This window comes from Rhodobacter maritimus (assembly GCF_058747975.1).
This window is the reverse complement of sequence record NZ_CM179095.1, coordinates 1014928-1041110: the sequence shown is the minus strand read 5'-3', so window position 1 is coordinate 1041110 and position 26183 is coordinate 1014928. Positions and strand designations below refer to the sequence as shown.

General features: G+C 65.7%; 30 protein-coding genes. 17 read left to right on the top strand and 13 right to left on the bottom strand.

Annotated features, from left to right (window positions below; all coding sequences use genetic code 11):
- Window positions 1–59: 59 nt before the first annotated feature.
- Window positions 60–341, top strand: a complete 282-nt coding sequence (locus AC4PTO_RS05270; RefSeq protein WP_492732579.1) for an accessory factor UbiK family protein — start codon at window positions 60–62, stop codon at window positions 339–341.
- 117 nt (window positions 342–458) lie between these two features.
- Here the strand turns inward: AC4PTO_RS05270 and AC4PTO_RS05265 are convergent, their stop codons facing one another.
- Entirely contained in the window at window positions 459–767 is a 309-nt protein-coding gene (locus AC4PTO_RS05265; RefSeq protein WP_492732577.1) for a DUF6476 family protein, read from the bottom strand.
- On the opposite strand from AC4PTO_RS05265, the gene AC4PTO_RS05260 reads away from it, so the two are divergent.
- From AC4PTO_RS05260 to AC4PTO_RS05250, 3 genes are all read left to right on the top strand, one after another.
- A complete protein-coding gene (locus AC4PTO_RS05260; protein WP_492733552.1) occupies window positions 766–1806 on the top strand; it encodes an RluA family pseudouridine synthase in 1041 nt (346 codons plus the stop codon). The two genes, AC4PTO_RS05265 and AC4PTO_RS05260, sit on opposite strands and share 2 nt — an antisense overlap.
- A gap of 171 nt (window positions 1807–1977) precedes the next feature.
- Window positions 1978–2877, top strand: coding sequence for an RNA polymerase sigma factor RpoH (rpoH, locus tag AC4PTO_RS05255; RefSeq protein ID WP_492732575.1), 900 nt, complete (start codon window positions 1978–1980; stop codon window positions 2875–2877).
- Between the two features lie 79 nt (window positions 2878–2956).
- A complete protein-coding gene (locus AC4PTO_RS05250; RefSeq protein ID WP_492732574.1) occupies window positions 2957–3931 on the top strand; it encodes a Gfo/Idh/MocA family protein in 975 nt (324 codons plus the stop codon).
- An 80-nt stretch (window positions 3932–4011) separates the two neighbouring features.
- Here the strand turns inward: AC4PTO_RS05250 and AC4PTO_RS05245 are convergent, their stop codons facing one another.
- Complete coding sequence (locus tag AC4PTO_RS05245) at window positions 4012–4512, bottom strand: Lrp/AsnC family transcriptional regulator (RefSeq protein ID WP_492732572.1); 501 nt, start codon at window positions 4510–4512, stop codon at window positions 4012–4014.
- 181 nt (window positions 4513–4693) lie between these two features.
- Here AC4PTO_RS05245 and trxB point away from each other — a divergent pair, with 181 nt between their 5' ends.
- Window positions 4694–5635: a thioredoxin-disulfide reductase gene (trxB, locus tag AC4PTO_RS05240; RefSeq protein ID WP_492732570.1), complete on the top strand. Its 942-nt coding sequence runs from the start codon at window positions 4694–4696 to the stop codon at window positions 5633–5635.
- A gap of 229 nt (window positions 5636–5864) precedes the next feature.
- Window positions 5865–7571 carry a bifunctional sulfate adenylyltransferase/adenylylsulfate kinase gene (locus AC4PTO_RS05235; protein WP_492732568.1) on the top strand — a complete coding sequence of 569 codons (1707 nt, stop codon included), beginning with the start codon at window positions 5865–5867 and terminating at the stop codon, window positions 7569–7571.
- Between the two features lie 85 nt (window positions 7572–7656).
- Here AC4PTO_RS05235 and AC4PTO_RS05230 read toward each other — a convergent pair whose 3' ends face one another.
- Window positions 7657–7887 carry a DUF1150 family protein gene (locus tag AC4PTO_RS05230; RefSeq protein ID WP_492732566.1) on the bottom strand — a complete coding sequence of 77 codons (231 nt, stop codon included), beginning with the start codon at window positions 7885–7887 and terminating at the stop codon, window positions 7657–7659.
- A 20-nt stretch (window positions 7888–7907) separates the two neighbouring features.
- Window positions 7908–8321: an Hsp20 family protein gene (locus AC4PTO_RS05225; protein ID WP_492732564.1), complete on the bottom strand. Its 414-nt coding sequence runs from the start codon at window positions 8319–8321 to the stop codon at window positions 7908–7910.
- Window positions 8322–8558: 237 nt separating this feature from the next.
- Between AC4PTO_RS05225 and AC4PTO_RS05220 the strand changes: the two genes are divergently transcribed.
- The 3 genes from AC4PTO_RS05220 (at window position 8559) to AC4PTO_RS05210 (ending at window position 10385) form a co-directional block, all read left to right on the top strand.
- Window positions 8559–8777 (top strand): YdcH family protein, encoded by a 219-nt coding sequence (locus AC4PTO_RS05220; RefSeq protein ID WP_492732561.1) that lies wholly within the window; start codon window positions 8559–8561, stop codon window positions 8775–8777.
- Window positions 8778–8842: 65 nt separating this feature from the next.
- Window positions 8843–9328, top strand: a complete 486-nt coding sequence (gene purE / locus AC4PTO_RS05215; protein WP_492732559.1) for a 5-(carboxyamino)imidazole ribonucleotide mutase — start codon at window positions 8843–8845, stop codon at window positions 9326–9328.
- Window positions 9321–10385 carry a 5-(carboxyamino)imidazole ribonucleotide synthase gene (locus tag AC4PTO_RS05210; RefSeq protein ID WP_492732557.1) on the top strand — a complete coding sequence of 355 codons (1065 nt, stop codon included), beginning with the start codon at window positions 9321–9323 and terminating at the stop codon, window positions 10383–10385. The genes purE and AC4PTO_RS05210 overlap by 8 nt, the downstream gene beginning before the upstream one ends.
- A gap of 6 nt (window positions 10386–10391) precedes the next feature.
- On the opposite strand, the gene AC4PTO_RS05205 is transcribed toward AC4PTO_RS05210, so the two are convergent.
- Both AC4PTO_RS05205 and AC4PTO_RS05200 read right to left on the bottom strand, forming a co-directional pair.
- The gene (locus AC4PTO_RS05205; RefSeq protein ID WP_492732555.1) at window positions 10392–11156 is read right to left on the bottom strand and encodes an alpha/beta hydrolase; all 765 of its coding nucleotides are present in this window, start codon (window positions 11154–11156) and stop codon (window positions 10392–10394) included.
- Window positions 11157–11161: 5 nt separating this feature from the next.
- Complete coding sequence (locus tag AC4PTO_RS05200; RefSeq protein WP_492732553.1) at window positions 11162–12181, bottom strand: ribose-phosphate pyrophosphokinase; 1020 nt, start codon at window positions 12179–12181, stop codon at window positions 11162–11164.
- A gap of 116 nt (window positions 12182–12297) precedes the next feature.
- On the opposite strand from AC4PTO_RS05200, the gene AC4PTO_RS05195 reads away from it, so the two are divergent.
- Both AC4PTO_RS05195 and AC4PTO_RS05190 read left to right on the top strand, forming a co-directional pair.
- Window positions 12298–12909 (top strand): 2-hydroxychromene-2-carboxylate isomerase, encoded by a 612-nt coding sequence (locus AC4PTO_RS05195; RefSeq protein WP_492732552.1) that lies wholly within the window; start codon window positions 12298–12300, stop codon window positions 12907–12909.
- Entirely contained in the window at window positions 12909–13691 is a 783-nt protein-coding gene (locus AC4PTO_RS05190; protein ID WP_492732549.1) for an alpha/beta fold hydrolase, read from the top strand. Before AC4PTO_RS05195 ends, AC4PTO_RS05190 begins: the two co-directional genes overlap by 1 nt.
- Here the strand turns inward: AC4PTO_RS05190 and AC4PTO_RS05185 are convergent.
- The 7 genes from AC4PTO_RS05185 to AC4PTO_RS05155 all read right to left on the bottom strand — a co-directional run bounded on the left by AC4PTO_RS05185 (window position 13688) and on the right by AC4PTO_RS05155 (window position 19862).
- On the bottom strand, window positions 13688–14740 hold the full coding sequence (locus AC4PTO_RS05185) for a threonine aldolase family protein (protein WP_492732547.1): 1053 nt from the start codon (window positions 14738–14740) through the stop codon (window positions 13688–13690). The two genes, AC4PTO_RS05190 and AC4PTO_RS05185, sit on opposite strands and share 4 nt — an antisense overlap.
- Window positions 14737–15186 (bottom strand): YcgN family cysteine cluster protein, encoded by a 450-nt coding sequence (locus AC4PTO_RS05180; protein WP_492732545.1) that lies wholly within the window; start codon window positions 15184–15186, stop codon window positions 14737–14739. The genes AC4PTO_RS05185 and AC4PTO_RS05180 overlap by 4 nt, the downstream gene beginning before the upstream one ends.
- A gap of 39 nt (window positions 15187–15225) precedes the next feature.
- On the bottom strand, window positions 15226–16149 hold the full coding sequence (locus tag AC4PTO_RS05175; protein ID WP_492733551.1) for a bifunctional riboflavin kinase/FAD synthetase: 924 nt from the start codon (window positions 16147–16149) through the stop codon (window positions 15226–15228).
- Between the two features lie 31 nt (window positions 16150–16180).
- Window positions 16181–16624, bottom strand: a complete 444-nt coding sequence (locus tag AC4PTO_RS05170; protein ID WP_492733550.1) for a MaoC family dehydratase — start codon at window positions 16622–16624, stop codon at window positions 16181–16183.
- Window positions 16625–16842: 218 nt separating this feature from the next.
- Window positions 16843–17721, bottom strand: coding sequence for a TIGR01459 family HAD-type hydrolase (locus AC4PTO_RS05165; protein WP_492732544.1), 879 nt, complete (start codon window positions 17719–17721; stop codon window positions 16843–16845).
- A gap of 128 nt (window positions 17722–17849) precedes the next feature.
- A complete protein-coding gene (locus AC4PTO_RS05160) occupies window positions 17850–18770 on the bottom strand; it encodes a manganese-dependent inorganic pyrophosphatase (protein ID WP_492732542.1) in 921 nt (306 codons plus the stop codon).
- Window positions 18771–18866: 96 nt separating this feature from the next.
- Entirely contained in the window at window positions 18867–19862 is a 996-nt protein-coding gene (locus tag AC4PTO_RS05155) for a TraB/GumN family protein (RefSeq protein WP_492732540.1), read from the bottom strand.
- A gap of 182 nt (window positions 19863–20044) precedes the next feature.
- On the opposite strand from AC4PTO_RS05155, the gene AC4PTO_RS05150 reads away from it, so the two are divergent.
- From AC4PTO_RS05150 to AC4PTO_RS05125, 6 genes are all read left to right on the top strand, one after another.
- On the top strand, window positions 20045–20332 hold the full coding sequence (locus tag AC4PTO_RS05150) for a co-chaperone GroES (protein ID WP_492732538.1): 288 nt from the start codon (window positions 20045–20047) through the stop codon (window positions 20330–20332).
- 57 nt (window positions 20333–20389) lie between these two features.
- A complete protein-coding gene (groL, locus tag AC4PTO_RS05145; protein WP_492732536.1) occupies window positions 20390–22027 on the top strand; it encodes a chaperonin GroEL in 1638 nt (545 codons plus the stop codon).
- A gap of 159 nt (window positions 22028–22186) precedes the next feature.
- Window positions 22187–22858: an HAD family hydrolase gene (locus AC4PTO_RS05140; protein ID WP_492732534.1), complete on the top strand. Its 672-nt coding sequence runs from the start codon at window positions 22187–22189 to the stop codon at window positions 22856–22858.
- A gap of 5 nt (window positions 22859–22863) precedes the next feature.
- Entirely contained in the window at window positions 22864–23808 is a 945-nt protein-coding gene (locus tag AC4PTO_RS05135) for a sugar-binding transcriptional regulator (RefSeq protein WP_492733548.1), read from the top strand.
- A 117-nt stretch (window positions 23809–23925) separates the two neighbouring features.
- Entirely contained in the window at window positions 23926–25236 is a 1311-nt protein-coding gene (locus tag AC4PTO_RS05130; protein ID WP_492732532.1) for an ABC transporter substrate-binding protein, read from the top strand.
- 72 nt (window positions 25237–25308) lie between these two features.
- The gene (locus AC4PTO_RS05125; RefSeq protein WP_492732530.1) at window positions 25309–26181 is read left to right on the top strand and encodes a carbohydrate ABC transporter permease; all 873 of its coding nucleotides are present in this window, start codon (window positions 25309–25311) and stop codon (window positions 26179–26181) included.
- Window positions 26182–26183 lie beyond the last annotated feature (2 nt).

Sequence of the window (26183 nt, the reverse complement as noted above, 5' to 3'; positions counted from 1 at the left end):
GCCCAACGTCCCATATAAGGCAAAACCCCGTGACCAAAACCCCGTGACCGGAGATCCCCATGCAGCCGCCCAACAAGTTGTTCGACGAAATGTCCAAGCTGATGACGAATGCCATGGGCGTGGCGCAGGGCGCCAGGACCGAGGCGGAAACCGCGATGAAATCCTGGATGGACCGCTGGCTGGCCGATCGTGACTTCGTCACCCGCGAGGAATTCGATGCCGTTCGCGCCATGGCGCAAAAGGCCCGCGAGGAGAATGAGGCGCTGAAGGCCCGGATCGCCGCACTCGAAGCCACCTCCAAACCCGCCCCCAAACCGCGCGCCCGCAAATCCGAATCCTGAGCGTTTCTTCAGAGCAAAAATATCCCCCGCGGAGCGTTCTACCTTACCCGCTTGCGCAAACGGAGATCAGGGGAGCCTCCGGCGGGGATATTTGGATCTCTGAAGAAGCAGGCGGAGTTATTCGAGCCGGATCTGCCGCAAGAGCTGCCCGTCGGGCGCATAGACCAGCACGTCGCCCCGGTCGGTCAGCACGATCAGCGCCTTGCGCGCGAACGTCACCGCCTCGGCCTTTGCGCCATCGGGCAGGCGGATCGCGGCGGGCAGTTCGGGAAGCGGCGCGCCGTCGGGCAGGCGGATGACAAGCAGCGCCACGATCGTTACAAGCCCCGCAATCATCGTGACGGTGAGCGCCGTCACAAGTATCTTGAGGAACCGGATTTCGGGCAACGGGGCCTGGGGTCCGTCGGAAGGCATCATGTCGGACATGGAACAGCGTATCCTTCGGGTTGTGATCGGGCCGGACCCGGCTGACCGTCTTGATAAGGCGCTTGCCGCCGAAGTGCCAGAGGCGGCGGCGCTTTCACGCTCGCGGTTGGCGCGGCTGATCGCCGGGGGCGCCATCACGCGCGATGGCGTGCAGGTGGTGGATCAGAAGGCCAGGGTCGCGGAAGGCGAGGTCTATGAGATCGCCCTCGAACCGGCGCGCCCGGTCGAGACCATCGCGCAGGACATTCCGCTGACGGTCCTGTGGGAGGATGACGACCTGATCGTGATCGACAAGCCGGCGGGCATGGTCGTGCATCCCGCGCCAGGATCGGCCGATGGCACGCTGGTGAATGCCTTGCTGCATCATTTCGGCGGGCAGCTTTCGGGCGTGGGCGGCGAGGCCCGCCCCGGCATCGTACACCGTATCGACAAGGACACCTCGGGCCTGCTGGTCGTGGCCAAGTCCGACCGCGCGCATCACGGTCTTGCCGCCCAGTTCGAAAAGCACAGCGTGCACCGCCATTACATGGCCGTGGTTCATGGCGTGCCGGATGCCGCCGATCCGCGCCTGCGCGGCACGCGGGGCGTCAGTTTCGAAAGCGGCAACGTGCTGAAGGTCACCTCGCATCTGGCGCGGCACAAGACCGACCGGCAGCGCCAGGCGGTTCTGTTCCAGGGCGGGCGTCATGCGGTCACGCGCGCCCGCGTCGTCGAGGCCTTCGGCACGCCCCCGGCTGCCGCCCTGGTCGATTGCTGGCTCGAAACCGGCCGGACGCACCAGATACGGGTGCATATGGCCCATGCGGGACACGGCCTGATCGGCGATCAGACCTATGGCGGGCGGCGCAAGCTGCCGCGCGGGGCGATCGGCGCGGATGGTGCGGCGGCGGCGGCCGCCTTCCCGCGTCAGGCGCTGCATGCCGCGACGCTTGGCTTCACGCATCCCGTCACGCAAGAGGAGATGGCGTTCTCCTCGCCCCTGCCCGCCGATATCCGCGGCCTGATCGCCCGGCTGCGCGGCGATGACACGGGGTCATAAAGACGTGAACCGACCTGTTCAGTTATTGCGAAGCGACGGAATGCGCGACATCATTCGTTAAGGATCTTGTGTCAGCAGCACGATCAGGGGAACTTTCCCGCCGGTTTTTCGTTTCACATCCGTCCGGGTCCGCGGCCCCCTTCGATGCGGCCCAAGGAAGAAGGAGAATCCATGACCAGTTACGCCAATCTTCCGGCCCCCAGCCCCGAACAGGGGTTGAACCGCTACCTGCAGGAAATCCGGAAGTTCCCGCTTCTGGAACCGGAAGAGGAATACATGCTGGCCAAGGCGTGGGTCGACCATCAGGATTCGGAGTCCGCGCACAAGCTTGTCACCTCGCATCTGCGGCTGGCGGCCAAGATCGCCATGGGCTATCGCGGCTATGGCCTGCCGCAGGCCGAAGTGATCTCCGAGGCGAATGTGGGCCTGATGCAGGCGGTCAAGCGCTTCGACCCCGAAAAGGGGTTCCGTCTGGCCACCTATGCGATGTGGTGGATCCGCGCCGCCATCCAGGAATATATCCTGCGTTCCTGGAGCCTGGTGAAACTGGGCACCACCTCGGCGCAGAAGAAGCTGTTCTTCAACCTGCGCAAGGCGAAATCCAAGATCGGCGCGCTGGAAGAGGGCGACCTGCGGCCCGAGAACGTGGCCCAGATCGCGCATGACCTGAACGTCACCGAGGATGAGGTCATCTCGATGAACCGCCGCCTGTCGGGGGGCGATGCCTCGCTCAATGCGCAGGTCGGGGCGGCCGATGGCGATGGCGCCACGCAATGGCAGGACTGGCTCGAGGACGAGGATGCCGACCAGGCCGAGGCCTACGCCGAATCCGACGAGTTGGAGATCCGCCGCGCCATGCTCGTGGCCGCGATGGACGTGCTCAACGAGCGCGAGAAGGACATCCTGATGCAGCGCCGCCTGCGCGACGACCCCGTCACGCTGGAAGAGCTGTCCACGCAATACGAGGTGTCGCGCGAAAGGATCCGCCAGATCGAGGTGCGTGCCTTCGAAAAGCTTCAGGACAGGATGCGGATCCTGGCCCGCGACAAGGGCATGACCATCCCGTCCTGAGCCCCGGCGCCGCATTGAAACCGCAAGGCACCCCCGCTAGGCTTCTTGCCTGATACGGGGGAGGCGACGGGGGAAGACCATGGGACCGGTGAACTGGGGGATCCTCGGGGCTGCGAATTTCGCGTTGCGGCATATGGGGCCTGCGCTCCATGCCGCAACCGGGGCGCGCCTTTACGCACTTGCCACCCCACATGCCGAAAAGGCCGGGCCGTTTCGCGCCTTCTGCCCCGATCTCGTGGTGCATGACAGCTACGCCGCCCTGCTGGACGACCCGGCGGTCGAGGCTGTCTATATCCCGCTTCCCAACACGCTCCATGTCGAATGGACGATGAAGGCCCTCGCGGCGGGCAAGCATGTGCTGTGCGAAAAGCCGCTGGCCCTCGGCGCAGCCGAGATCGACCCGCTGATCACCCTGCGCGACAAGACCGGCCTTTTCGCGGCCGAAGCCTATATGATCGTCCACCATCCGCAATGGCACCAGGTCCGGACCTTGCTTGACGACGGCGCGATCGGCACCCTGCGCCACGCCGATGTCGCCTTCAGCTTCAACAACCCCGACCCCGCGAATATCCGCAACCGCCCCGATACCGGCGGCGGCGCGCTTCCCGATATCGGCGTCTATGCCTGCTCTTCCGTGCGCTTTGCCGCCCGGGCCGAACCGCGGCAGATGCACGCCTCCATCCACCGCGAAAACGGCGTCGACACCTTCGCCCAGATCATCGGCGAAATGGAGGGCCCAAAGGGAACCTTCACCTATGGCGCGATGACCTCCACCCGCCTCGCGCCGCGCCAGGAGGCCACCTTCCAGGGCGATGCCGGCCTAATCCGCGTCCTTACCCCGTTCAACGCCGGCACCTTCCGCGAGGCCGAACTGCATCTCGAACGCCCGGGCAAGCCGACCCAAGTGATCCGCTACCCGATGGTGAACCAATACATCCTTCAGGTCGAAAACGCCGTCCGCACGATCCGCGACGGCACCCCCTACCCCTGGACGCTCGAAGATGCGCGCGCCGGCCAAGCAATGATCGACCGGATCTTCGCAAGCGAGATCTGACCTTCATCTTCGCCGCAAATATCCTCGGGGGTGAATGGGCGCAGCCCAGAGGGGGCAGACAGCCCCCTGCCCGGGCCCTCTCAGGCCAGCTTCGCCAGCCGGTCTTCCAGCACGTCGAAGGGCACACCCGGCTCATCCTTGGCACAGCGGATCACCAGCGAGGTCTTGACGCTGGCCACATTGGCCGCCGCGGTCAGCTCGCCTGTCAGGAAGCTCTGGAAGGTGGACAGATCGGGCGCCACGCATTTCAGCACGAAGTCGATCTCGCCGTTCAGCATGTGGCATTCGCGCACAAGCGGCCAGGCGCGGCAGCGCGCCTCGAAGGCCGAAAGATCCGTCTCGGCCTGGCTGTGCAGGCGCACCATGGCGAACACCTGCACCTCGAAGCCCAGCTCGCGCGGATTGACATCGGCATGGTAGCCCCGGATATAGCCCGCCTCTTCCAGCGTCCGCACCCGGCGCAGACAGGGCGGCGCGGAAATCCCAACACGCTTGGCAAGTTCCACATTCGTCATGCGGCCATCGGCCTGAAGCTCGGCCAGGATCTTCCGGTCGATCTCGTCAAGCTTGGTGTTGGCCATGGTGTCCTCCGAAATTTTGCCGGAACTTATCCGCGACCTGAAGGATGCGCAATATTGTTTCGCTGAACGGGTCGTCGCGGAAACGAACCGGCGCCGCGCGGGCATGCGACGATACGGGGCTTTTCGCGCCCTGCCCCAAGGCCTATATGCGGACGGATCGAACACCAGCAAGGGGCGGGACATGTCGGACACGAAGAAGACCAGGGTGCTTATCATCGGCTCGGGGCCTGCGGGCTATACCGCGGCGGTCTATGCCGCGCGCGCCATGCTTTCGCCCATCCTCGTGCAGGGCATCCAGCCCGGCGGACAGCTCACCATCACCACCGAGGTCGAGAACTGGCCGGGCGAAACCCATGTCCAGGGGCCCGACCTGATGGTGAAGATGGAAGAGCACGCCCGCGCCATGGGCACCGAGATCATCGGCGATCACATCAGCGATCTCGACCTGTCGCAACGGCCGTTCACCGCCACGGGCGATTCGGGCAACACCTATGTCGCCGATGCGGTGATCCTTGCCACCGGCGCGCAGGCGAAATGGCTTGGCCTGCCCTCGGAAGAGAAGTTCAAGGGCTTCGGCGTTTCGGCCTGCGCGACCTGCGACGGCTTTTTCTACCGCGGCAAGGAGGTCGTGGTGATCGGCGGCGGCAACACCGCCGTGGAAGAGGCGCTTTTCCTGACCAATTTCGCCACCAAGGTGACGCTGGTGCACCGCCGCGACAGCCTGCGCGCGGAAAAGATCATGCAGGACCGCCTGTTCAAGAACCCCAAGGTCGAGATCCTGTGGAACCACACCGTCGAGGAGGTTCTGGGCAACACGGAACCACTTGGCGTGACCGGCGTGCGCACCCGCGACGTTACCACCGGCGCCGAGACCGTGGTGCCCTGCGACGGGTTCTTCGTGGCGATCGGCCACTCCCCGGCTTCCGAACTGGTAAAGGGCAAGCTCGATCTGCACGAGGGCGGTTATGTGAAGGTCGAACCGGGCTCGACCCGCACCTCGGTGCCGGGCGTCTTCGCCGCCGGCGATCTGACCGACGACACCTACCGCCAGGCCGTGACCAGCGCGGGCATGGGGTGCATGGCAGCCCTTGACGCCGAGCACTTCCTTGCCGCCGAGGCCTAGGCCCGGAACCGTTCCCCCATCTATCGGGCGGGCCGGAAAACATCCGGCCTGCGCAATCCGCCGGGCAAGGAATGAATTACCGCCGCGGCGCAGCATCCGGGCATAACCGCCTTCTTTGCTGTAAAATCCCTTGTTTCGCTTGAATCCGGCCGCATTCACGGGCTAAGCCCCCGCGCAAGCGCGGCATCGTGGCCGCGTCATGTTCTTGGCAGAAAACGCAGGTCGAACGATGTCCCTCCCCAATCTTGCCCCGATCCCCGAGCTTTACGTCTCGTATGAATCCGCGCAGAAGCTCAAGGCCGAGGCCGGCGATCTGCCCTCCTGGGATCTGACGCAGCGCCAGATCTGCGATCTGGAACTTCTGATGAACGGCGGTTTCTACCCGCTCAAGGGGTTCCTGTCGCAGGCCGATTACGACAGCGTCGTGGACACGATGCATCTGTCCGACGGGTCGCTCTGGCCGATGCCGATCACGCTTGATGTCTCCGAGGCCTTCGCCGAAACGATCGAGCCCGGCCAGGACATCGCGCTGCGCGATCAGGAAGGCGTGATCCTTGCGATCCTGTCGGTCACCGACAAATGGGAACCGAACAAGGCGCACGAGGCCGAAAAGGTCTTTGGTGCGGACGATCTGGCCCATCCTGCGGTGAACTATCTGCACAACACCGCAGGCAAGATCTATCTGGGTGGCCCGGTCACCGGCATCCAGCAACCCGTGCACTATGACTTCAAGGCCCGCCGCGACACGCCCAACGAACTTCGCGCCTATTTCCGCAAACTGGGCTGGCGCAAGGTCGTGGCCTTCCAGACCCGCAACCCGCTGCACCGCGCGCATCAGGAGCTGACCTTCCGCGCCGCGCGCGAGGCGCAGGCCAACCTGCTGATCCATCCCGTGGTCGGCATGACGAAACCCGGCGACGTGGACCATTTCACCCGCGTGCGCTGCTACGAGGCGGTGCTGGACAAATACCCCTCGTCCACCACGACGATGAGCCTGCTGAACCTTGCCATGCGCATGGCCGGCCCGCGCGAGGCCGTCTGGCACGGCCTGATCCGGCGCAATCACGGCTGCACCCACATGATCGTGGGGCGCGACCATGCCGGACCGGGCAAGAACAGCCAGGGCCAGGATTTCTACGGCCCCTATGACGCGCAAGAGCTGTTCTCGAAACACGCCGAAGAGATCGGCATCGAGATGGTGGACTTCAAGCACATGGTCTACGTGCAGGAAAAGGCGCAATATTATCCCGCCAATGAGGTGCCCGAGGGCTGCACCGTGCTGGATATTTCGGGCACCGAACTGCGCCGCCGCCTGCGCGAAGGCCTTGAGATCCCCGAATGGTTCAGCTTCCCCGAGGTGGTGACGGAACTGCGCCGCACCAGCCCGCCGCGCGCCCAGCAGGGCTTTACCGTGTTCTTCACGGGCCTGTCGGGGTCGGGCAAGTCGACCATCGCCAACGCGCTCATGGTCAAGCTGATGGAGATGGGCGGCCGCCCGGTGACGCTGCTTGATGGCGATGTGGTGCGCAAGCATCTGTCCTCGGAGCTGGGCTTCTCAAAGGAGCACCGCGACATCAACATCAAGCGCATCGGCTATGTCGCCTCCGAGATCACCAAGAACGGCGGCATCGCGCTTTGCGCACCGATCGCGCCCTATACCGCGACCCGCCGGGCCGTGCGCGAGATGATCGAGCAATATGGCGCCTTCGTCGAAGTCCATGTGGCCACCAGCCTTGAGGAATGCGAACGCCGCGACCGCAAGGGCCTTTACAAGCTGGCGCGCGAGGGCAAGATCAAAGAGTTCACCGGCATCTCGGACCCCTATGAGGCGCCGGTCCAGGCCGAACTCGTGGTCGATACCGAGAATGTCGATGTCGATCACTGCGCCCATCAGGTCGTGCTGAAGCTGGAATCGATGGGGCTGATCCGGGCCTGATCGCGGCCCCCGCACCCGGAATGCGAAACGCCGCCCTCACGGGGGCGGCGTTTTCCTTTTGCGGATCATGTGGCGGGCCTGCGGCCTAGTGCACGTTCACCGCCGCCATGTCGTTCTCGCGCGCCAGGGCGAAGGCCATCCAGCGGTCCTTCACCAGCGCAAGCCTTTCGCCGCTGGCATCGTGCAGCGCGTAAAGCGTGTTCAGCCCCATCGCCTGCGAGCGGATCTCTTCGGGCAGATCGGCCACCGCCACGGGGCGGACATAGACGATCCGTTCACCAGCCTCGGGCGTGCCGAAATCGTATTTCGTATCCATCGCACATCTCCTTCATCAACCTAACGCCGCCGGATCGGGATGGTCTGCACGACCGGTTCGGGCTCTGCCCGTTGCAGGTCGATATGCAAAAGCCCGTTGGACAGCGCTGCCCCCGTCACCTCAATCCCCTCGGCCAGCACAAAACTGCGCTGGAAGGCCCGCGCCGCGATCCCGCGGTGCAGGAACACCCGTTCCGCCGCATCCTCGGCCTGGCGGCAGCGGATCACGAGGGCGCGGTTCTCCATGGTGATCGTCAGATCGGCATCCGAAAACCCCGCAACCGCAAGCGAGATGCGAAACGCATCGGGGCCGGATTGTTCGATATTGTAAGGCGGATAGGCATCCGACCCGCTTTTCGCGGTCCGTTCCACAAGCCGCTCCAACTGGTCGAAGCCCAGCAGGTGCGGATGTGCTCCAAAGCTCGGTTTTGTCATCTGCAAGCCCTTCAACAAGCGACATTGCGTATCGTCTGGCCCCGGTCATCGGCGGCCCTGCAATGAATATGGGCAGCGCGGCGCCCCACCGCAAGGGCCGGCACCGTTCCGACGCACACAGATTTTCATGCCGCAATGCGTGGAAATTGCTATATTATCGGTCACACCCTGCACGCGACTCAGTCCTGATGCGCCCGATGCGCGGCAAGGGTCAGATCAGCCAGCCGGAAACCGGACATGAATGCCTATATCGAGATGAACCCCGAAGAGGTGCTTCGCGTGAAGCTGGAAGTGCTGCGGCGCGAGCATCGCGATCTCGATGCCGCCATTCACGCCCTCGCCGAAGGCGGGCGCGGCGACCAGTTGTCCCTTGTGCGGCTGAAAAAGCAAAAGCTCGCGCTCAAGGACAGGATCGCGCGGCTGGAAGACCAGCTGACCCCCGACATCATCGCCTGACGGGCAAGCATTGCACCGCGCCGCCCCGTGGCTATAGTGCGCGCAAAGTGACGCAAGGGGCCGCAATGGGCGTGAAGGTTGGAATCATCATGGGCAGCCAGTCGGACTGGCCCACGATGCGCGAGGCAGCAGAAATCCTCGATGAGCTTGGCGTGGCCTATGAGGCCAAGATCGTCTCGGCGCATCGCACGCCCGACCGGCTGTGGGAATATGGCAAGGCCGCGGCCGGACGCGGGCTGCATGTCATCATCGCGGGTGCGGGCGGCGCGGCCCATCTGCCCGGCATGATGGCCTCGAAGACGCGGGTGCCGGTGATCGGGGTGCCGGTCCAGACGCGCGCCCTTTCCGGGGTGGACAGCCTGTATTCCATCGTCCAGATGCCCAAGGGCTATCCGGTGGCCACCATGGCGATCGGGGCGGCGGGCGCGGCCAATGCCGGGCTGATGGCCGCCGGGATCCTGGCGATCGGCGATCCGGCGCTTGCCGCGCGGCTTGATGCCTGGCGCGCGGCGCTGTCGGCCTCGATCCCCGATGAGCCCTCCGATGCCTGAGGCTCTGCGCACCGGGGCGGTGATCGGCATTCTTGGCGGCGGGCAGCTGGGGCGGATGCTGTCGGTCGCGGCGGCCCGGCTGGGGCTGCGCACGCATATCTACGAACCCGGCGCGAACCCGCCCGCCGGCCATGTGGCCGAGCGCGTGACAACCGCCGGCTATGACGACGAGGTGGCGCTTGCCGAGTTCGCCGCCTCGGTCGATGTCATCACCTACGAATTCGAGAACATCCCCACCGCCGCCCTCGACATCCTGGAGGCGACCCGCCAGATCCGCCCCGGCCGCCGCGCGCTTGCCGTCAGCCAGGACCGGATCACCGAGAAAGGATTTCTCAACGAGATCGGCCTTGCCACCGCCCCCTGGGCGGAGGTGCGCGATGCCGCCAGCCTCGAGGCCGCGCTTGGGCAGATCGGCATGCCCGCGATCCTCAAGACCACGCGGCTTGGCTATGACGGCAAGGGGCAGGCGCGGATCATCACCCCGGCCGACGCGCCCGCCGCCCTGGCCGCGATGCAGGGCGCGCCGGCGGTGCTGGAAGGGTTCGTCGAGTTCAGCCGCGAGATTTCGGTCATCGCGGCGCGCGGGGCCGATGGCGCGGTGGCCTGCTTCGACCCCGGCGAGAACGTGCACCGCGACGGCATCCTGCATACCACGACGGTGCCCGCGCGCATCCCGCCCGCGCTGCGCAGCGACGCGGTGCTGATCGCCGCACGCATCCTCAACGCGCTCGATTATGTCGGCGTGATGGGGGTGGAGCTGTTCGTCACGCCGCAGGGCCTTCTGGTCAACGAGATCGCGCCCCGCGTGCACAATTCGGGGCACTGGACGCAGCAGGGCTGCACCGTCGACCAGTTCGAGCAGCATATCCGCGCCGTTGCGGGCTGGCCGCTTGGCGACGGATCGCGCTTTGCCGATGTGGAGATGACGAACCTGATCGGCGAAGACGTGGCGCAGGTGCCGCAGCTTGCGCGCGAGAAGAACTGCGCGATCCATCTTTACGGCAAGGCCGAGGTTAAGGCCGGGCGCAAGATGGGCCATGTGAACCGCGTACTCTGAGGCCGCTCAGCGCGCCGGCGCGCCCCGCATCAGCTCTGCAAAGGCTTTGCCCCATGTGGCGGGCGGGGCAAAGGCGCCCTCTTGCAGGAAGGCAAGCGCCTGCCGGATCACGCGCGGATCGTTCATCATCCAGGTATGGGTGACGGGCAGCACCAGATGCGCGGCCATCCCCGGCGCCTTCGTATGCGCGACCGAGACCTTGCCGTCATCCGCCCCCGGAATCAGCATCGAGGTTACCGGGTTCAGGCTGTCGCTGCCCGCGATCACCGCGAATTCGAACTCCGGGCGCGGCAGGCTTGCCGCCACGCCCTCGGCATCGGTGCCAAGTCGCAGCCCCGCCGGGCCGTTCATCCAGGCAAACCAGGCCTGATCGCCAAAGGCATCCACGATTTCCGAACCGCCATTGGGCGGCGCCAGCATAACCGCGCGCGCGATCCGGCGCGCGCTGTCCTCCTGCGCGGCCCAAAGCTGCAACAGGATGCCGCCCATCGAATGCGTGATCACATCCACCGGCGCGCTGCCGCAGGCCTCGACCGCCTGCCCGACATGTCCGACCAGCACCTCCAGCGGTTCTTTGGTCGAGGGATAACCGGCATTGATCACGCGCAGGCCACGGCGCTTCAGCACCTCTTCGATCACGCTCAGGCTTTGTGCGCTGCGCGCAAGCCCGTGCAGCAGCACCACGCAATCGGCCGCCATCGCGGGCACGGGCATCAGGCAGGCCAGAAGAAACGCCCCGGCCCGAAGCAGCAACTGCCGCGCCGCGCGCATCCGCCTCAGCCCTGCGAGTAGAAACCTTCGTAGATCGGAACCAGGGTGTCGGTCTCGAAAAGCGAAGAGACCGAGGTGCCGGACCAGGTATTAAGGATCGCCTGGGCAAACATCGGGGCGGTCGGCACGATGCGGATGTTGCGGGCGGCCTTGACCTTGTCGGTCGGCTCGATCGAGTCGGTGATGACGAGCGACTTCATGACCGAATTGGTCACACGCTCGACCGCGGGGCCCGACAGCACGCCATGGGTGATATAGGCGTGCACCTCGGTCGCGCCCGCCTCCATCAGCACTTCGGCCGCCTTGCACAGCGTACCGGCCGTGTCGCAGATATCGTCGACGATGATGCATTTCTTGCCCGACACGTCGCCGATCACCGTCATGCCGGCAACCTCCCCCGCCTTTTCGCGGCGCTTGTCCACGATGGCCAGCGGCGCGCTGATCCGTTTGGCCAGCTCGCGCGCGCGCGCCACCCCGCCCACATCGGGCGAGATCACCATCACGTCGTCAAGCTGCCCCTTGAAATGGTGCAGGATATCCAGCGCGAAGACGGGGCTGGCATAGAGGTTGTCCACCGGGATGTCGAAAAAGCCCTGGATCTGCGCGGCATGCAGGTCCAGCGTCAGGATCCGGTCCACGCCCGCCTCGGTCAGCAGGTTGGCCACCAGCTTGGCCGAAATCGGCGTGCGCGCCTTGGCGCGGCGGTCCTGCCGGGCATAGCCGAAATAGGGGATCACCGCGGTGATGCGATCCGCCGACGAGCGTTTCAGCGCATCGGTCATGATCAGCAGTTCCATCAGGTTGTCATTGGCCGGGTTCGAGGTGGACTGGATGATATACATGTCCTCGCCGCGGACGTTCTCGTAGACCTCGACGAAGATCTCCTGATCGTTGAACCGTTCAACGCGCGCCTCGACAAGGCCCACGCTCATGCCGCGATGCATCGACATGCGCCGCGCGATCGAGCCGGCAAGCGGGCGGTTTGCGTTGCCGGAGATAAGCTTCGGTTCGGTCATGGCGGGCATCCTGGGCATCCTTGGCACATGCGCCGGGCATGCCCGGCGGATTCGGGAAGATTGCGCCTGCCTTAGCACCCGGCTAGCCTGCCCGCAAACGTCACGCGCGCGTGAAAGGACATCGAATGGCGCATATCGACTATTTTTTCTCCACGATCTCGCCCTGGTGCTATCTGGCGGGCCTTCGGATGGAGGAAATCGCGGCGCGCCACGGCGCGACGGTCCATTACCGGCCGGTGGACGTGCTGGCGCTGTTCGACCGCACCGGCGGCAAGCGCCCGGCCGAGCGCCATCCCAGCCGCACCGCCTATCGCATGCAGGAACTGCCCAGATGGGCAGAGCGTCTGGGGATGCCGATCACCCTGCAACCGGCCTTCTTCCCGGCCAATGCCGCGCCCGCCTCTTACGCGATCATCGCGGCGCAAAAGGCTTTCGGGGAAGGCGGCGGGGGCGATCTGGGCGGGCTGTGCCACGCCGTCCTGCGCGCCTGCTGGGCCGAAGAGCGCAACATCGCCGAGGATGACGTGATCCGCGCATGCCTTGAGGCGAACGGCTTTGACGGCGGGCTTGTCAGCTCGGGCCTGTTTGTCGGCGCGGAAACCTATGCGCGCAACCTTGAAGAGGCGGTAGAGCGCGGGGTCTTTGGCGCGCCCTTCTATATCGTGCGCGAAACCGATCAGCGGTTCTGGGGGCAGGACCGGCTCGACATGCTCGACCATCATCTGGGAAGCCTTTGATGGCGCAGGATATCCGGGCCGGGCACGAGGCGCACTGGCATCGCTGGGGCAACGGGCCGCGCCCCGCGCTTGCCGTGCATTGCATGCTGGCAAGCGCAAGCTACTGGACGGCCATCGCGGCCGCGCTTCCCCAGCTTTCCCTGACGGCCTTCGACCTGCCGGGCCATGGCCGAAGCGGCCCCTATGACGGGGGCGAGGATTACCAGAAGCTGGCAACCCAGATCCTGGCCAGCTTCGTCTCGCGTCCGGTCGACCTGATCGGGCACAGCTTCGGCGCGACGGTGGCCCTGCGCCTTGCCGTCGCCGCCCCCGAGGCCGTGCGCAGCCTGACGCTGATCGAACCGGTCCTTTTCGCGGCCGCGCGCGGCACCCCCGAAGGCGCGGCCGAGGACGAAGAGCGCGCGCGTCTGCGCGGGCTGGACCCGGCGGGGGCCGCGGCCCGGTTCGTCGCCCGCTGGGGCGCCGCGCCATGGGACCGGCTGTCGCCCGCGCAACAGGCGGCAATGGCCGAGCGCATGGTGCTGGTCGAAGCGGCGGGGGCGGCCACCTTCGACGATGCCGGGCAGGTGCTGCGCCCCGGCGGGCTCGAGGCGATCGACGCGCCGGTCATGCTGATCGAGGGCGCCGACAGCCCCGCGATCGTGCATCGCATCAACGCCGCCCTGGCCGCGCGGCTGGCCGATGTCGGAACCGCGCGCATTCCCGGTGCCGGGCACATGGCGCCGATGACGCATGTCCGGCAGGTGGCCGAGCTGATCGCGCTGAACCTGGAGCGCGCCTAGCCGTCAAGCGCCGCCAGGAAATCGTCGATCTCTTCCTGCGCGGTGCACCACGAACAGACCAGCCGCGCGGCAAGCGCCTCTTCCGGGTCGCCCTCGAGCGGCTGGTCGAAAGGCCAGAGGTAATATTGCGCCCCCCGGGCCATCACGTTGCGATGCGCCCGGCGCGGGAAACGGGCGAAAACGGCATTCGCCTCGGTCGGGTGCACAAGCCCCGCACCCGGCAGGGTGGCGATCCGTTCCGACAGGCGGGCGGCGGCCTCGTTGGCGTGGCGCGCAAGCTTCAGCCACAGCCCGTCGCGCAAATAGGCCTCCATCTGGGCGGCAAGATAGCGGTGCTTCGACAGAAGATGGCCCGCCCGCTTGCGCCGCAGCTCGAATTCCCATGCGCGGGCGGGATCGAACAGGATCACCGCCTCGACCCCCATGCAGCCGTTCTTGGTGCCGCCGAAGGACAGCACGTCCACCCCGGCCTTCCACGTCATCTCGGCCGGGCTGCACCCGGCGGTGACAAGCGCGTTGGCAAAGCGCGCGCCGTCCATGTGGACCGGCAGGCCGAAGCCGCGCGCAACCTCGCACAGCGCGCGCACCTCTTGGGGGCGGTAGATCGTGCCGGCCTCGGTCGCGTTGGTGATCGACACCATGCCGCGCTGCACGTTATGCACCCCGGCCCGCGCGGTATGCGAGATTGCCCGTGAAAGCGCCTCGGGCGCCATCTTCGCATGCCCGCCATCCACCAGCACCAGTTTCGAGCCGCCGGTAAAGAACTCGGGCGCGCCGCATTCGTCCTCTTCGATATGGGCGTTGCGGTGGCAGAAGATCGCCCCCCAGGGCGGCGTCAGCACCGCGCAGGACAGCGCATTCGCCGCCGTTCCGGTGGGCACGAGGTAAACGGCCGCCTGCGGGGCCTCGAAAATCTCGCGCAGCATGTCGCCCACGCGCTGCGTCAGGGGGCAGGCCCCGTAGGACGAGGCATGACCGCGATTGGCCTCAAGCACCGCCTCGATGATCTGCGGCGCCGCGCCGGAAGTGTTGTCGGATGCGAAATTCATGACAGATCCTCGATGATATAATCTTCCCACTCCTCCTCGGGCACCTCGAATTCGGGCACCGTCCAGCCGCGCACCGAAACGCCCGCCTCGTGGATCGAGTTCCGGTCCCCCGAGATGAGATAGTGCCAGTCTTCCAGCGGCTTGCCCTCGAAGCGCAGGCGGTAGGCGCAGGTCGCCGGCATCCAGTAGGCGATGTCGGCAATGCTCTTGGGGGTCAGGCGCACGCATTCGGGCACGAACTGGTGGCGGGTGTCGTATTGCATGCAGCGGCAGCTTTCGCCGTCCAGAAGGCGGCAGGCGACGCGGGTGAAGGCGACCTCTCCGGTATCCTCGTATTCCAGCTTGTTCAGGCAGCACTTGCCACAACCATCGCACAGCGCCTCCCATTCCGGCGGGGTCAGCGCGCGCAGCGGCAGTTTCCAGAATTCGGGGCGCAGCTTGGTCATCGGGGCAACCTGCCTGATCGCGGCATGGATGAACAGGGATCAGAGCGCGGAAAGCACATCGCGCGCACGGGCACAATCCTGCGCGATCTGCGCCATCAGCGCGGGAAGGCCGTCGAAGGCGATCTCGGGGCGCAGATATTCGACGAAGGCGACCGAGAGGTGCTGGCCGTAAAGATCGCCGTCGAAATCGAACAGATAGGTTTCAAGATTGGGCAGGTTGTCGCCGAACATCGGCCGCACGCCAAGACTGGCCGCGCCCGAATAGCTGCCCGCTTGCGGCCCGCCCATCACATCCACCTTCACCGCATAGACGCCAAGGCGCGGCAGGTGCAGCCCCTGCACGCCCATGTTCGCGGTGGGAAAGCCAAGTTCCCGGCCGCGCTTTTCACCGTGGATCACCGCACCCTCGATGCGGTGCCAATGGCCCAGCATGGCGGCGGCATCGCGCGGGCGCCCCTCGGACAGCGCGTTGCGGATCGCGGTCGAGGAAATCTCGACCCCCTCGACATGCAGAAGCGGCGCGATGGTGACGCCGAAGCCGAAGCGCGCCCCGAAGGCCTGCAAATCCGCCACCCCGCCTGCGCGCCCCTTACCGAAGCAGAAATCCTGCCCCACCGTGACATGGGACACCCCCAGCCCCTCGGACAGCACGATGCGGGCGAATTCCTCGGGCGTCATGGCGGCCAGATCGGCACCGAAAGGCAGCTCATACAGCCGCTCCACCCCCAGCTTCGCCATCCGGTGCGCGCGCGCCTCGGCATTCATCAGCCGGAAGGCGGGCGCGCCGGGGGCAAAGAACTCGCGCGGGTGGGGCTCGAAGGTGATGATGCCCAGGGGGGCATGCGCGCGCGCCGCGTCGATCACCGACTGATGGCCCAGATGCACGCCATCGAAATTCCCCATGGCCACCGAGGCGCCACGCGCAGCATCGGGAAGGCTCCGCCAATGGGTAAAGATCTGCATCATTCCCGCCTTTGCCGGCGGGAACCGCCGGTCAGTCGAACTTGCGCGAGGGCGCCAGAACCAGCGCCTCGCCTTTCACCACCACCGTATCGCCCACCGTGCAGTGGGTTTCAAGGGTGACACGGCGGCGCGCATGGTCGATTGCCGTCACCTTGGCCTCGGCATAGACCACATCGCCCGGCCGCACCGGCGCCATGAATTTCAGCGACTGCCCCAGATAGACGGTGCCGTGGCCGGGAAGCTGCTCTCCGATCACCGCCGAAATCAGCCCGGCGGTCAGCATGCCATGCGCGATGCGGCCCTCGAAGATCGTGTCCTGCGCGTAATCGTCATCAAGATGCACCGGATTGCGGTCGGTCGACACCTCGGCAAACATCTCGATATCGCGGTCGGTCACTTCCTTGCGCAGATAGCGCACCATGCCGATTTCCAGATCTTCGATGCAGATCGTGCCGCGGGGAAGGTTGTCGAGCATCGTCATCGGGTCCCTGCCAGAGAGTTATGTTGCACTGCGGCATAGCACATGCAGCACGGATCGCGCAAGCCATCGCGCAAGATATGTATCGAATGGTGCCAATGTGCGCAACAAAATTGCCGCACTGTTTTGCCCGACTCCGCGCAACGCGCCATTCCCCAAGCCCCCGCTGCGCGCGGATGCCCTGCGTTTTCCGGCAATCGGGGGATGGAAGCGAATCAGCGCAGAGAGGCGATCGCGTATTGCGGCGCCTGCTGGCGGGTGCTCAGCCATTCGCGCAGCGCCTCGGGTTCGGGATGCGCGGGATCGGGGCCGAACTGATCCGCGGCCAGCCCGCCGGTCACGAACAGCGCGTCGATCCCCTCGCCCGCGGCCCCGGCAATGTCGGTGGCGATCCCGTCGCCGATCGCAAGGATGCGCCCGTCATCCACACCGCCAAGCGCGGCCATGCGGCGGCGCGCAAGGTCATAGATCGGGGGATGCGGCTTTCCGAAATAAAGCGCCGTGCCGCCCATCTCCTCGTAAAGCGCGGCAAGCGCGCCGGCGCAATAGATCCGCCGGTGCCCAAGATCGACCACGATATCGGGATTGGCGCAAAGCATCGGCAGGCCGCGGGTCTTGGCCAGCAGGAATTGCGGACGGTAATCCTCGGGCACTTCGTTGATCTCGTCGAAGGGGCCGGTGCAGACGATGCCCTCGGCCTCGTCCAGCGCGACCCGTCGGATCGGGGGCGCATCGGCCCATTCGGCTGGCACGTCGTCGAAAAAGCCGCTGTCCTTTTCGGGGCCAAGGTGCCAGACCCGGCGCCCCACGGCGCCCGCGAACATCGCATCCTGCGCCGCATCGCCCGAAGACACGATCAGATCCCAGGCCTCCCGCGGAACCCCCAGACGGTCGAGCCCGGCCGCCACCGCCGCCGCCGGGCGCGGCGCGTTGGTCAGCAAAACGACCTTCCCGCCCGCCGCGCGGAACGCCCGCAATGCGGCAACCGCGCCGGGAAACGGGGCCACGCCATTGTGCAGGCATCCCCACAGATCGCAGAAAAGCGCGTCATAACGGCCCGAGATTTCGGAAAGCGAGGCGATCAGTTGCGTCATCGAAGCCAACCCTGTTGCTACCCTGTTGCTGCGGCCGGGATGCGTATCGTGACGGCGCAGCATCCGCCGATACGCGCGAAAGCGCGTGGCGGGGGGCGGGGCTCGATGCCCCTTCCCCCGCCCGCCGGTCAGAGTTTCAGCGCCGGAATGATCTGCTTCTTGCGGCTCATGATGCCCGGAAGGACCACGCTGTCACCCGCAACCTTGCAGGGGAACGAGGCTTCGGCGATCTGCTTCACCAGATCGTTGGGCACCAGAAGCGTGGCCTCTTCGTTCAGGATGTCGACGATGAACAAAAGCACCTGATCCGCGCCGTCCTCGGCCGCGACGCCCGGCATGGCGGCCATCAGCGCGGCCTTGCGCTCCAGCAGCACCTTGGGCGCGGTGGTTTCCAGCACGCTCACGCGAAGCTGCTTGCCGGCCACCTCGTATTCCTTGCTGTCCATGCGCAGAAGATCGGCATCGGCAAAGGCCGAGACATCGGATTTCGCGGCGAACAGCTCTTCGGCATAGCCGGGGATCGAGATCCCGAGCTGCGCGGCCAGATCCTCGGCCACGGCGCGGTCATGCGCGGTGGTGGTGGGGCTGCGGAATTCCAGCGTGTCGGACAGGATGCACGACAGCATCGCGCCCTTGACCGCCTCGGGCATCTTCGCGGCATCGGCGCCCATCAGGTCGTGCATGATGGTGGCGGTGCAGGCCAGCGGCCGGATGGTGATGTCGATCGGACCCTTGGTCTTCAGCCCGCCCGCCAGCAGGTGGTGGTCGATCACCTGGATGACATTGGCCTCGTTGATCGAGGCGGGCAGCTCGGCCACGTTGTTGGTATCCACGACGACGCAGGCCTCACCCGCCGCGACATCGGCGATGATCTGCGGCTTGGGCAGGTTCCAGCGCTTCAGCACGAAGGCCGCTTCGGTATTCGGCTCGCCCAGCAGGGCGGGTTCGGCCGGCGTGCCTTTGATCTCGCTCAGATACCACGCCCAGATGATGGGCGAGCCGGTGGAATCGGTATCGGGGGATTTGTGGCCGAAAACCTTGATCGTCATGAGAACCTCGGGATGGGTGTGTTTCGCGCGGGTTATAGGCCGTGGCGCGGGGCTTGTCATCCCGTGGGCTGCAGGAATTCGCGCCCGCCGCACCGCTCAGGGTCTGGCAAGCGGCAGCCGTTCCAGCGCAAAGCCCCGCTCTTGCAAAAGCGCCAGAAGCCCGGTCCTGCCCGGCAGGTGCAGCGCCCCGGCCGCAAGAACCACGGGGCCGCTGTCCAGCGCCTCTTCGATCACCGCAAGCCAGGCGATGTTGCGCTGCGTCATCAGAAGGTCTTCGGTCAGTTCCATCTGCGCGGCGGCCTCTTCGGGGGACAGGCCGGAATGGCGCTCGGTCTCGTGTTTCGTGAATTCCCAGATCAGGCGGGGCTCCTCGTCGAAATAGGCGTCGGCAAGGGTGCGGGTATAGTCGTCGGCCATGCCGGTCGTGGCAAGCGCGGCCAGGATCATGTTGATCTGATCCTCGTCGGGGATCCGGGCGAACAGCCCGAGCACGGTGTCATAGGGTTCAAGCGCGCGGATCGGCAGGCCCTGCGCCTGGGCAAGCGCGATCACCTGCCCGTCCAGCCCCCGCACGCCCTTGGCGGTCTCGGCCATCGCGCAGGGCGACATCGAAAGCGTCATCGCCAGATACCAGGGCTTCATCTTCGCGGCCAGAAAACCGGGGATGCCGCGCTCGGCGGTCGCTGCGGACAACCGCTTCCAGTCCGCTTCCTCCATCCGCTCGGGCAGGGTCGGGCCGGTTTCGAACACCGCCTCGGGATTTTGCGCGATCTCGGCTATCAGCGCGGCCTCTTCCTCGGGGCCGGCCTCGACCAGAAGCAGCGCGGCATCGCGCAGAAGCGGCGTGACGGTCCGGCGCAGCGCGGCGTGGCGCGGATCGTCGAAATGATAGGTTCCCACCAGCGTCAGCACCTGATCGCCCCGCGTCGCGCGCCAGACCAGCCCGCGCGCGAAGGGGGCCACATCCGCACGCACACGCAGCGCGATACGGGTCTGCGCATCAAGCCGATCGAACAGGTTCTCGCCCGCGCAGGCCGCCCGCGCGGCCGGGCTGACAAGAAGAAGCGCAAACAGCAGAACCCAGCGCAGCATGAAGACCTCCGGCTTTTTCCGGCCCCAAGCTGCCATGCCCGCCCGGCAGGGCCAAGGGATGATTTTTTTCTGCGCGGGGCCGTTGACAGCCGCGCCGGGTCTGCCTAACTCTCCTGCCGTTAGCACTCACCGAGGATGAGTGCTAATCTCATTGAACCTGGAACCTAAGGGAGTGTTACCAGATGGCTTTCAAACCGCTGCATGACCGTGTGCTGGTTCGCCGCGTCCAGAGCGACGAAAAGACCAAGGGCGGGCTTATCATCCCCGATAGCGCCAAGGAAAAACCCGCCGAGGGCGAAGTTGTCGCCGTTGGCGAAGGCGCACGCAAGGATTCGGGCGAGCTGATCGCACCGAGCGTCAAGGCAGGCGACCGCGTTCTGTTCGGCAAATGGTCGGGCACCGAAGTGACGCTGGACGGCGAAGAACTGCTGATCATGAAAGAAGGCGACATCATGGGGATCATCGGCTGAACGCCGTCCCCCTGAGCCCTTTTCCAACGCAATTACAGACAGACAGGAGCCAATGATATGGCAGCCAAGGACGTCAAATTCTCGACCGATGCCCGCGATCGCATGCTCAAGGGCGTGAACATCCTCGCCGATGCGGTCAAGGTCACGCTCGGCCCGAAAGGCCGCAACGTGGTGATCGAAAAATCCTTCGGGTCGCCCCGCATCACCAAGGACGGTGTGTCGGTCGCCAAGGAAATCGAACTTTCGGACAAGTTCGAGAACATGGGCGCGCAGATGGTGAAAGAAGTCGCCTCGCGCACCAATGACGAGGCCGGCGACGGCACCACCACCGCGACCGTGCTTGCGCAGGCGATCATCAAGGAAGGCCTGAAGGCCGTGGCCGCGGGCATGAACCCGATGGACCTCAAGCGCGGCGTCGACCTGGCCACCTCGAAAGTGGTCGAGACGATCAAGGCCGCGGCGCGTCCGGTCAAGGACAGCGACGAGGTTGCGCAGGTCGGCACCATCTCGGCCAACGGCGAAGCCTTCATCGGCCGCCAGATCGCGGACGCGATGCAGAAGGTCGGCAACGAGGGTGTGATCACTGTCGAAGAAAACAAGGGCATGGAGACCGAAGTCGAAGTCGTCGAAGGCATGCAGTTCGACCGCGGCTACCTGTCGCCCTACTTCGTGACCAACCCCGACAAGATGGTCGCGGATCTGGAAGACTGCCTCATCCTGCTGCACGAAAAGAAACTTTCGTCGCTGCAACCGATGGTGCCGCTGCTCGAAGCCGTGATCCAGTCGCAAAAGCCGCTGCTGATCATCGCCGAGGACGTGGAAGGCGAAGCGCTTGCCACCCTCGTGGTGAACAAGCTGCGGGGCGGCCTGAAGATCGCCGCAGTGAAGGCGCCGGGCTTCGGCGATCGCCGCAAGGCCATGCTGCAGGACATCGCGATCCTGACCGGCGGCCAGGTGATCTCGGAAGATCTGGGCATGAAGCTTGAGAATGTCGGCATGGACATGCTGGGTTCGGCCAAGAAAGTCTCGATCACCAAGGACAACACCACGATCGTCGACGGTGCCGGTGACAAGGCCGAGATCGAGGCGCGCGTCGCCCAGATCCGCACCCAGGTCGAGGAAACCACCTCGGATTACGACCGCGAGAAGCTGCAAGAGCGCGTGGCGAAACTTGCCGGCGGCGTTGCCGTGATCCGCGTCGGCGGCATGACCGAGACCGAAGTGAAAGAGCGCAAGGACCGTGTCGATGACGCGCTGAACGCAACCCGCGCGGCCGTTCAGGAAGGCATCGTCGTGGGCGGCGGCGTGGCGCTGGTTCAGGCCGGCAAATCGCTCGAAGGCCTGAAAGGCGCGAACTCGGACCAGGAAGCGGGCATCGCCATCGTGCGCCGCGCGCTGGAAGCCCCGCTGCGCCAGATCGCCGAGAACGCCGGTGTCGACGGCGCCGTCGTGGCCGGCAAGATCCGCGAGTCGGCCGACCTGACCTTCGGCTTCAACGCCCAGACCGAGGAATATGGCGACTTGTTCAAGTTCGGCGTCATCGACCCGGCCAAGGTCACGCGCACCGCGCTGGAAGATGCGGCCTCGATTGCGGGCCTGCTGATCACCACCGAAGCGATGGTGGCCGAAAAGCCCGAGCCGAAGCCCGCCGCGGGCGGCATGCCCGACATGGGCGGCATGGGCGGCATGATGTAAGCCATTGCCACAGGCATGACGGGAAAGGGCGCCTTCGGGCGCCCTTTTTCTTTGCCCGCGAAGGCAGTAGCCTTGGGGACAAAGGGGGCCGCACGCGAACCGCATGAAGGTTGGAAATATGCAATATATCCCCGGAATATCGGCCAAGGCGGGCAGGAAATGTTCGATCTGATCATATTCGACTGCGACGGCGTGCTGATCGATTCCGAGATCATCTCTGCCCGAATGCTGGTGAAGGAACTCGCGCGCCTTGGGGTGCGGATCGACCTCGATTATGTCGCGCGGCACTTTCTGGGCCGCAGCTATCCGACCGTGATGCAGCAGATCCGCAAGGAATTCGGGCTGGATCTGCCCGCCGCGTTCGAGATGCAGTATCGCACGCGCCTGTTGCAGGCGTTCGAGGCGGGGTTGCAGGTGATGCCGGGCGCGGTGGAGGTGCTCGACCGCCTTTCGGTGCCGTGGTGCGTGGCAACCTCGTCCAGCCGCCCGCGGGCCGAACGCTCGTTGCAGATCGCCGGTCTTGCCGGCCGTGTCGGCGCGCGGCTGTTCACGGCCAGCCAGGTCGCGCAGGGCAAGCCCGCCCCCGACCTTTTCCTGCTGGCCGCGCAGGCGATGGGCGTCGCCCCTGCCCGCTGCCTTGTCATCGAAGACAGCCTGAACGGCATCCGCGCGGGGCTTGCCGCGGGCATGACGGTCTGGCGTTTCACCGGCGGAAGCCACCTTGCCGGGCGCGATCTGACCGCACCCGAAGGCAGCCGGCCGCACCGCACATTTGCAACTTTCGGGGAAATCTTCCAGATTGATCCGGGTCTGAAGCAATCAGTGTCGTGAACCGGATGGCCGAAACCGAGCCGAGCCTGCAAGACGAGGCCGCCCGCGCAGGGTGGCTCTATTATGTCGGCGGCATGACGCAGGACCAAATCGCCACCGAGCTTGGCGTTTCGCGCCAGCGGGCGCAGCGGCTGGTCAGCCGCGCCACCGCCGACGGGCTGGTGCATGTGCGGCTGGAGCATCGCATCAGCGCCTGTCTGGAACTCGAGGCCGCGCTGACCCGGCGCTTCGGGCTAAGCCGGTGCCGCGTCGCCCCGGCCCTGGCCGAGGGCATCGACCCTGCCCGCGCCACCGCCCCGATCGCGGCAACGCTGCTTGAACGCTTCCTTGCGCGCGCCGAGCCGCAGGTGATCGCCTTCGGGACCGGCCGCGCACTAAGCGCGATGGTCGAGGAGCTGGCCCCCCAACCGGCAAGCCAGCACAAGGTCGTCTCGCTGATCGGCAATATCGCCCCGGACGGATCGGCCAGCTTCTACGACGTGATCATGCGTATCTCGGACAAGCTGAAGGTGCCGCATTACCCGATGCTGGTCCCCGTCATCAGCGAAACCCCGGCCGAGCGCGCGCTGTTCAACGCCTTGCGCCCGGTGCAATCGGTCCTCAGCCTTGCCAGCGGCGCGGATGCCACCTTCGTCGGCATCGGGCAGATGGGCAAGGACGCGCCGCTGTTCCTGGACGGCTTCATCACCCGCGACCAGCTTCTGGAGATGCAGCAGGCCGGCGCGGTGGGCGAGATCGTGGGCGGCGTCTTCGACAGCGCCGGGCAATATATCGAAACCGAGACGACCTCGCTGATCGGGTCGGTGCGGATCGAGGCCGGGCGCAGCGCCCCGGTGATCGGCATCGCCGCCGGCCCCACCAAGGTGCCGGCGATTCGCGGCGCGCTTGCCGGCCGGCTGATCAACGGCCTGATCACGGACGAACGCACCGCCCGCGCGCTCCTGGATTAATTCCCCTTCAGGATGGCCCGCTTAAGGCCCGACAAAATTTGTCGTTGACTCACTTACGGGGTTAAGTGAGTATTTTCCCATTGGTTGGGCATTTGCTCATACCATTGGGAGGAAGACATGAAACTCAAGTTTGCGGCGCTTCTTGGCGCCTGCGCCGTCGGGGCCATTGCAGGCGCCGCCACGGCCGAAACCATCACCGTCGCCACCGTGAACAATGGCGACATGATCCGCATGCAGGGCCTGATGGATGCCTTCAAGGCTAAGCACCCCGATATCGACGTCGAATGGGTGACACTTGAAGAAAACGTCCTGCGCCAGCGCGTGACCACCGACATCGCCACCAAGGGCGGCCAGTATGACGTGATGACCATCGGCACCTACGAGGTTCCGATCTGGGGCAAGCAGGGCTGGCTGATGCCGCTTGAAGGGCTTTCGGCGGAATATGACGTCGACGATCTGCTGCCCGCGATCCGGGGCGGGCTGACGGTCGACGGCCAGCTTTTCGCCGCCCCGTTCTACGGCGAATCCTCGATGGTGATGTATCGCACCGACCTGATGGAAAAGGCCGGGCTGAGCATGCCCGACGCCCCCACCTGGGACGAGATCAAGACCGCCGCCGCAGCCATGACCGACAAGGGCGCCGAGATCTACGGCATCTGCCTGCGTGGCAAGGCCGGCTGGGGCGAGAACATGGCCTTCCTGTCGGCCATGGCCAACAGCTATGGCGCCAAGTGGTTCGACATGGAGTGGAAGCCGCAATTCGACGGCGAGGCCTGGAAGGCGACCCTGACCGACTATCTGGAGCTGATGAACGAATACGGCCCGCCGGGCGCGGCCAATAGCGGCTTCAACGAAAACCTCGCGCTGTTCCAGCAGGGCAAATGCGGCATGTGGATCGACGCCACGGTCGCGGCCTCTTTCGTCACCAACCCCACCGATTCCACCGTGGCCGACAAGGTGGGCTTCGCCCTCGCGCCCGACAAGGGCCTTGGAAAGCGCGGCAACTGGCTTTGGGCCTGGAGCCTGGGCATCCCCGCGGGCACGCAAAAGGCCGACGCGGCGCTGAAATTCGTCGAATGGGCGACCTCGAAGGAATATCTTGCGCTGGTGGCCGAGAAAGAGGGCTGGGCCAACGTGCCGCCGGGCACGCGCACCTCGCTTTACGAGAATGCCGAATATCAGAAGGTGCCCTTCGCCCAGATGACGCTGGAAAGCATCAACGCGGCCGACCCGACGCAGCCGACGGTCGACCCGGTGCCCTATGTCGGCGTGCAGTTCGTGGCCATCCCCGAGTTCCAGGGCATCGGCACCGCGGTCGGGCAACAGTTCTCGGCGGCGCTTGCGGGAACCACCTCGGCCGAGGATGCGCTGAAGAACGCGCAGGACCTGACCACGCGTGAAATGACGAAGGCCGGTTACATCAAGTAACCGCATTCCTCCCCGACTGGCAGGGCGGCCTGCATACCGCCCTGCCCTTTCCACCCCGTCAGGAGATCCCGTATGGCCACGCAAGCCTCACGCGCCGCCGCGCGCCTGATGATATCCCCCGCGGTCCTGCTTTTGCTGGCCTGGATGATCGTGCCGCTTGGCATGACCTTCTGGTTCTCGCTTCAGCGCTACAACCTGCTGATGCCCGGCATGGAAGAGTTCACGGGCCTGACGAACTACCGCTACTTCCTGACCGACCCCGCCTTCTTCGCGGCGCTGAAGAACACGCTTCTGCTTGTGGGGGGGGTGCTGGTCATCACGGTCGTGGGCGGCATGGCGCTTGCGCTTTTGCTGGACCAGCCGTTCTGGGGCCAGGGCATCGTGCGGGTTCTGGTGATCGCCCCGTTCTTCGTCATGCCGACCGTTTCGGCGCTGGTGTGGAAGAACATGTTCATGAACCCGGTGAACGGCCTTTTCGCCTATCTGGCCAAGGCGTTGGGAATGCAGCCTTTCGACTTTCTGTCGCAGGCGCCACTGGCCTCGATCATCCTGATCGTCGCCTGGCAATGGCTGCCCTTCGCCACGCTGATCCTGCTGACCGCGCTGCAAAGCCTTGACAGCGAGCAGCTTGAAGCGGCCGAGATGGACGGCGCCGGGCATGTCTCGCGCTTCATCCACATCATGCTGCCGCACCTTGCCCGTGCCGCGACCGTGGTGATCCTGATCCAGACCATCTTCCTTCTGTCGACCTTCGCCGAGATCCTCGTGACGACGAATGGCGGGCCGGGAACGGCGTCGACCACGCTGACCTACCTTGTCTATGTGCAGTCCCTTCTGCAATTCGACGTGGGCGGCGGGGCCGCGGGCGGCATCGTTGCGGTGGTTCTGGCCAATATCGTTGCGATCTTCCTGATGCGGATGATCGGCAAGAACCTGGAGGCCTGACC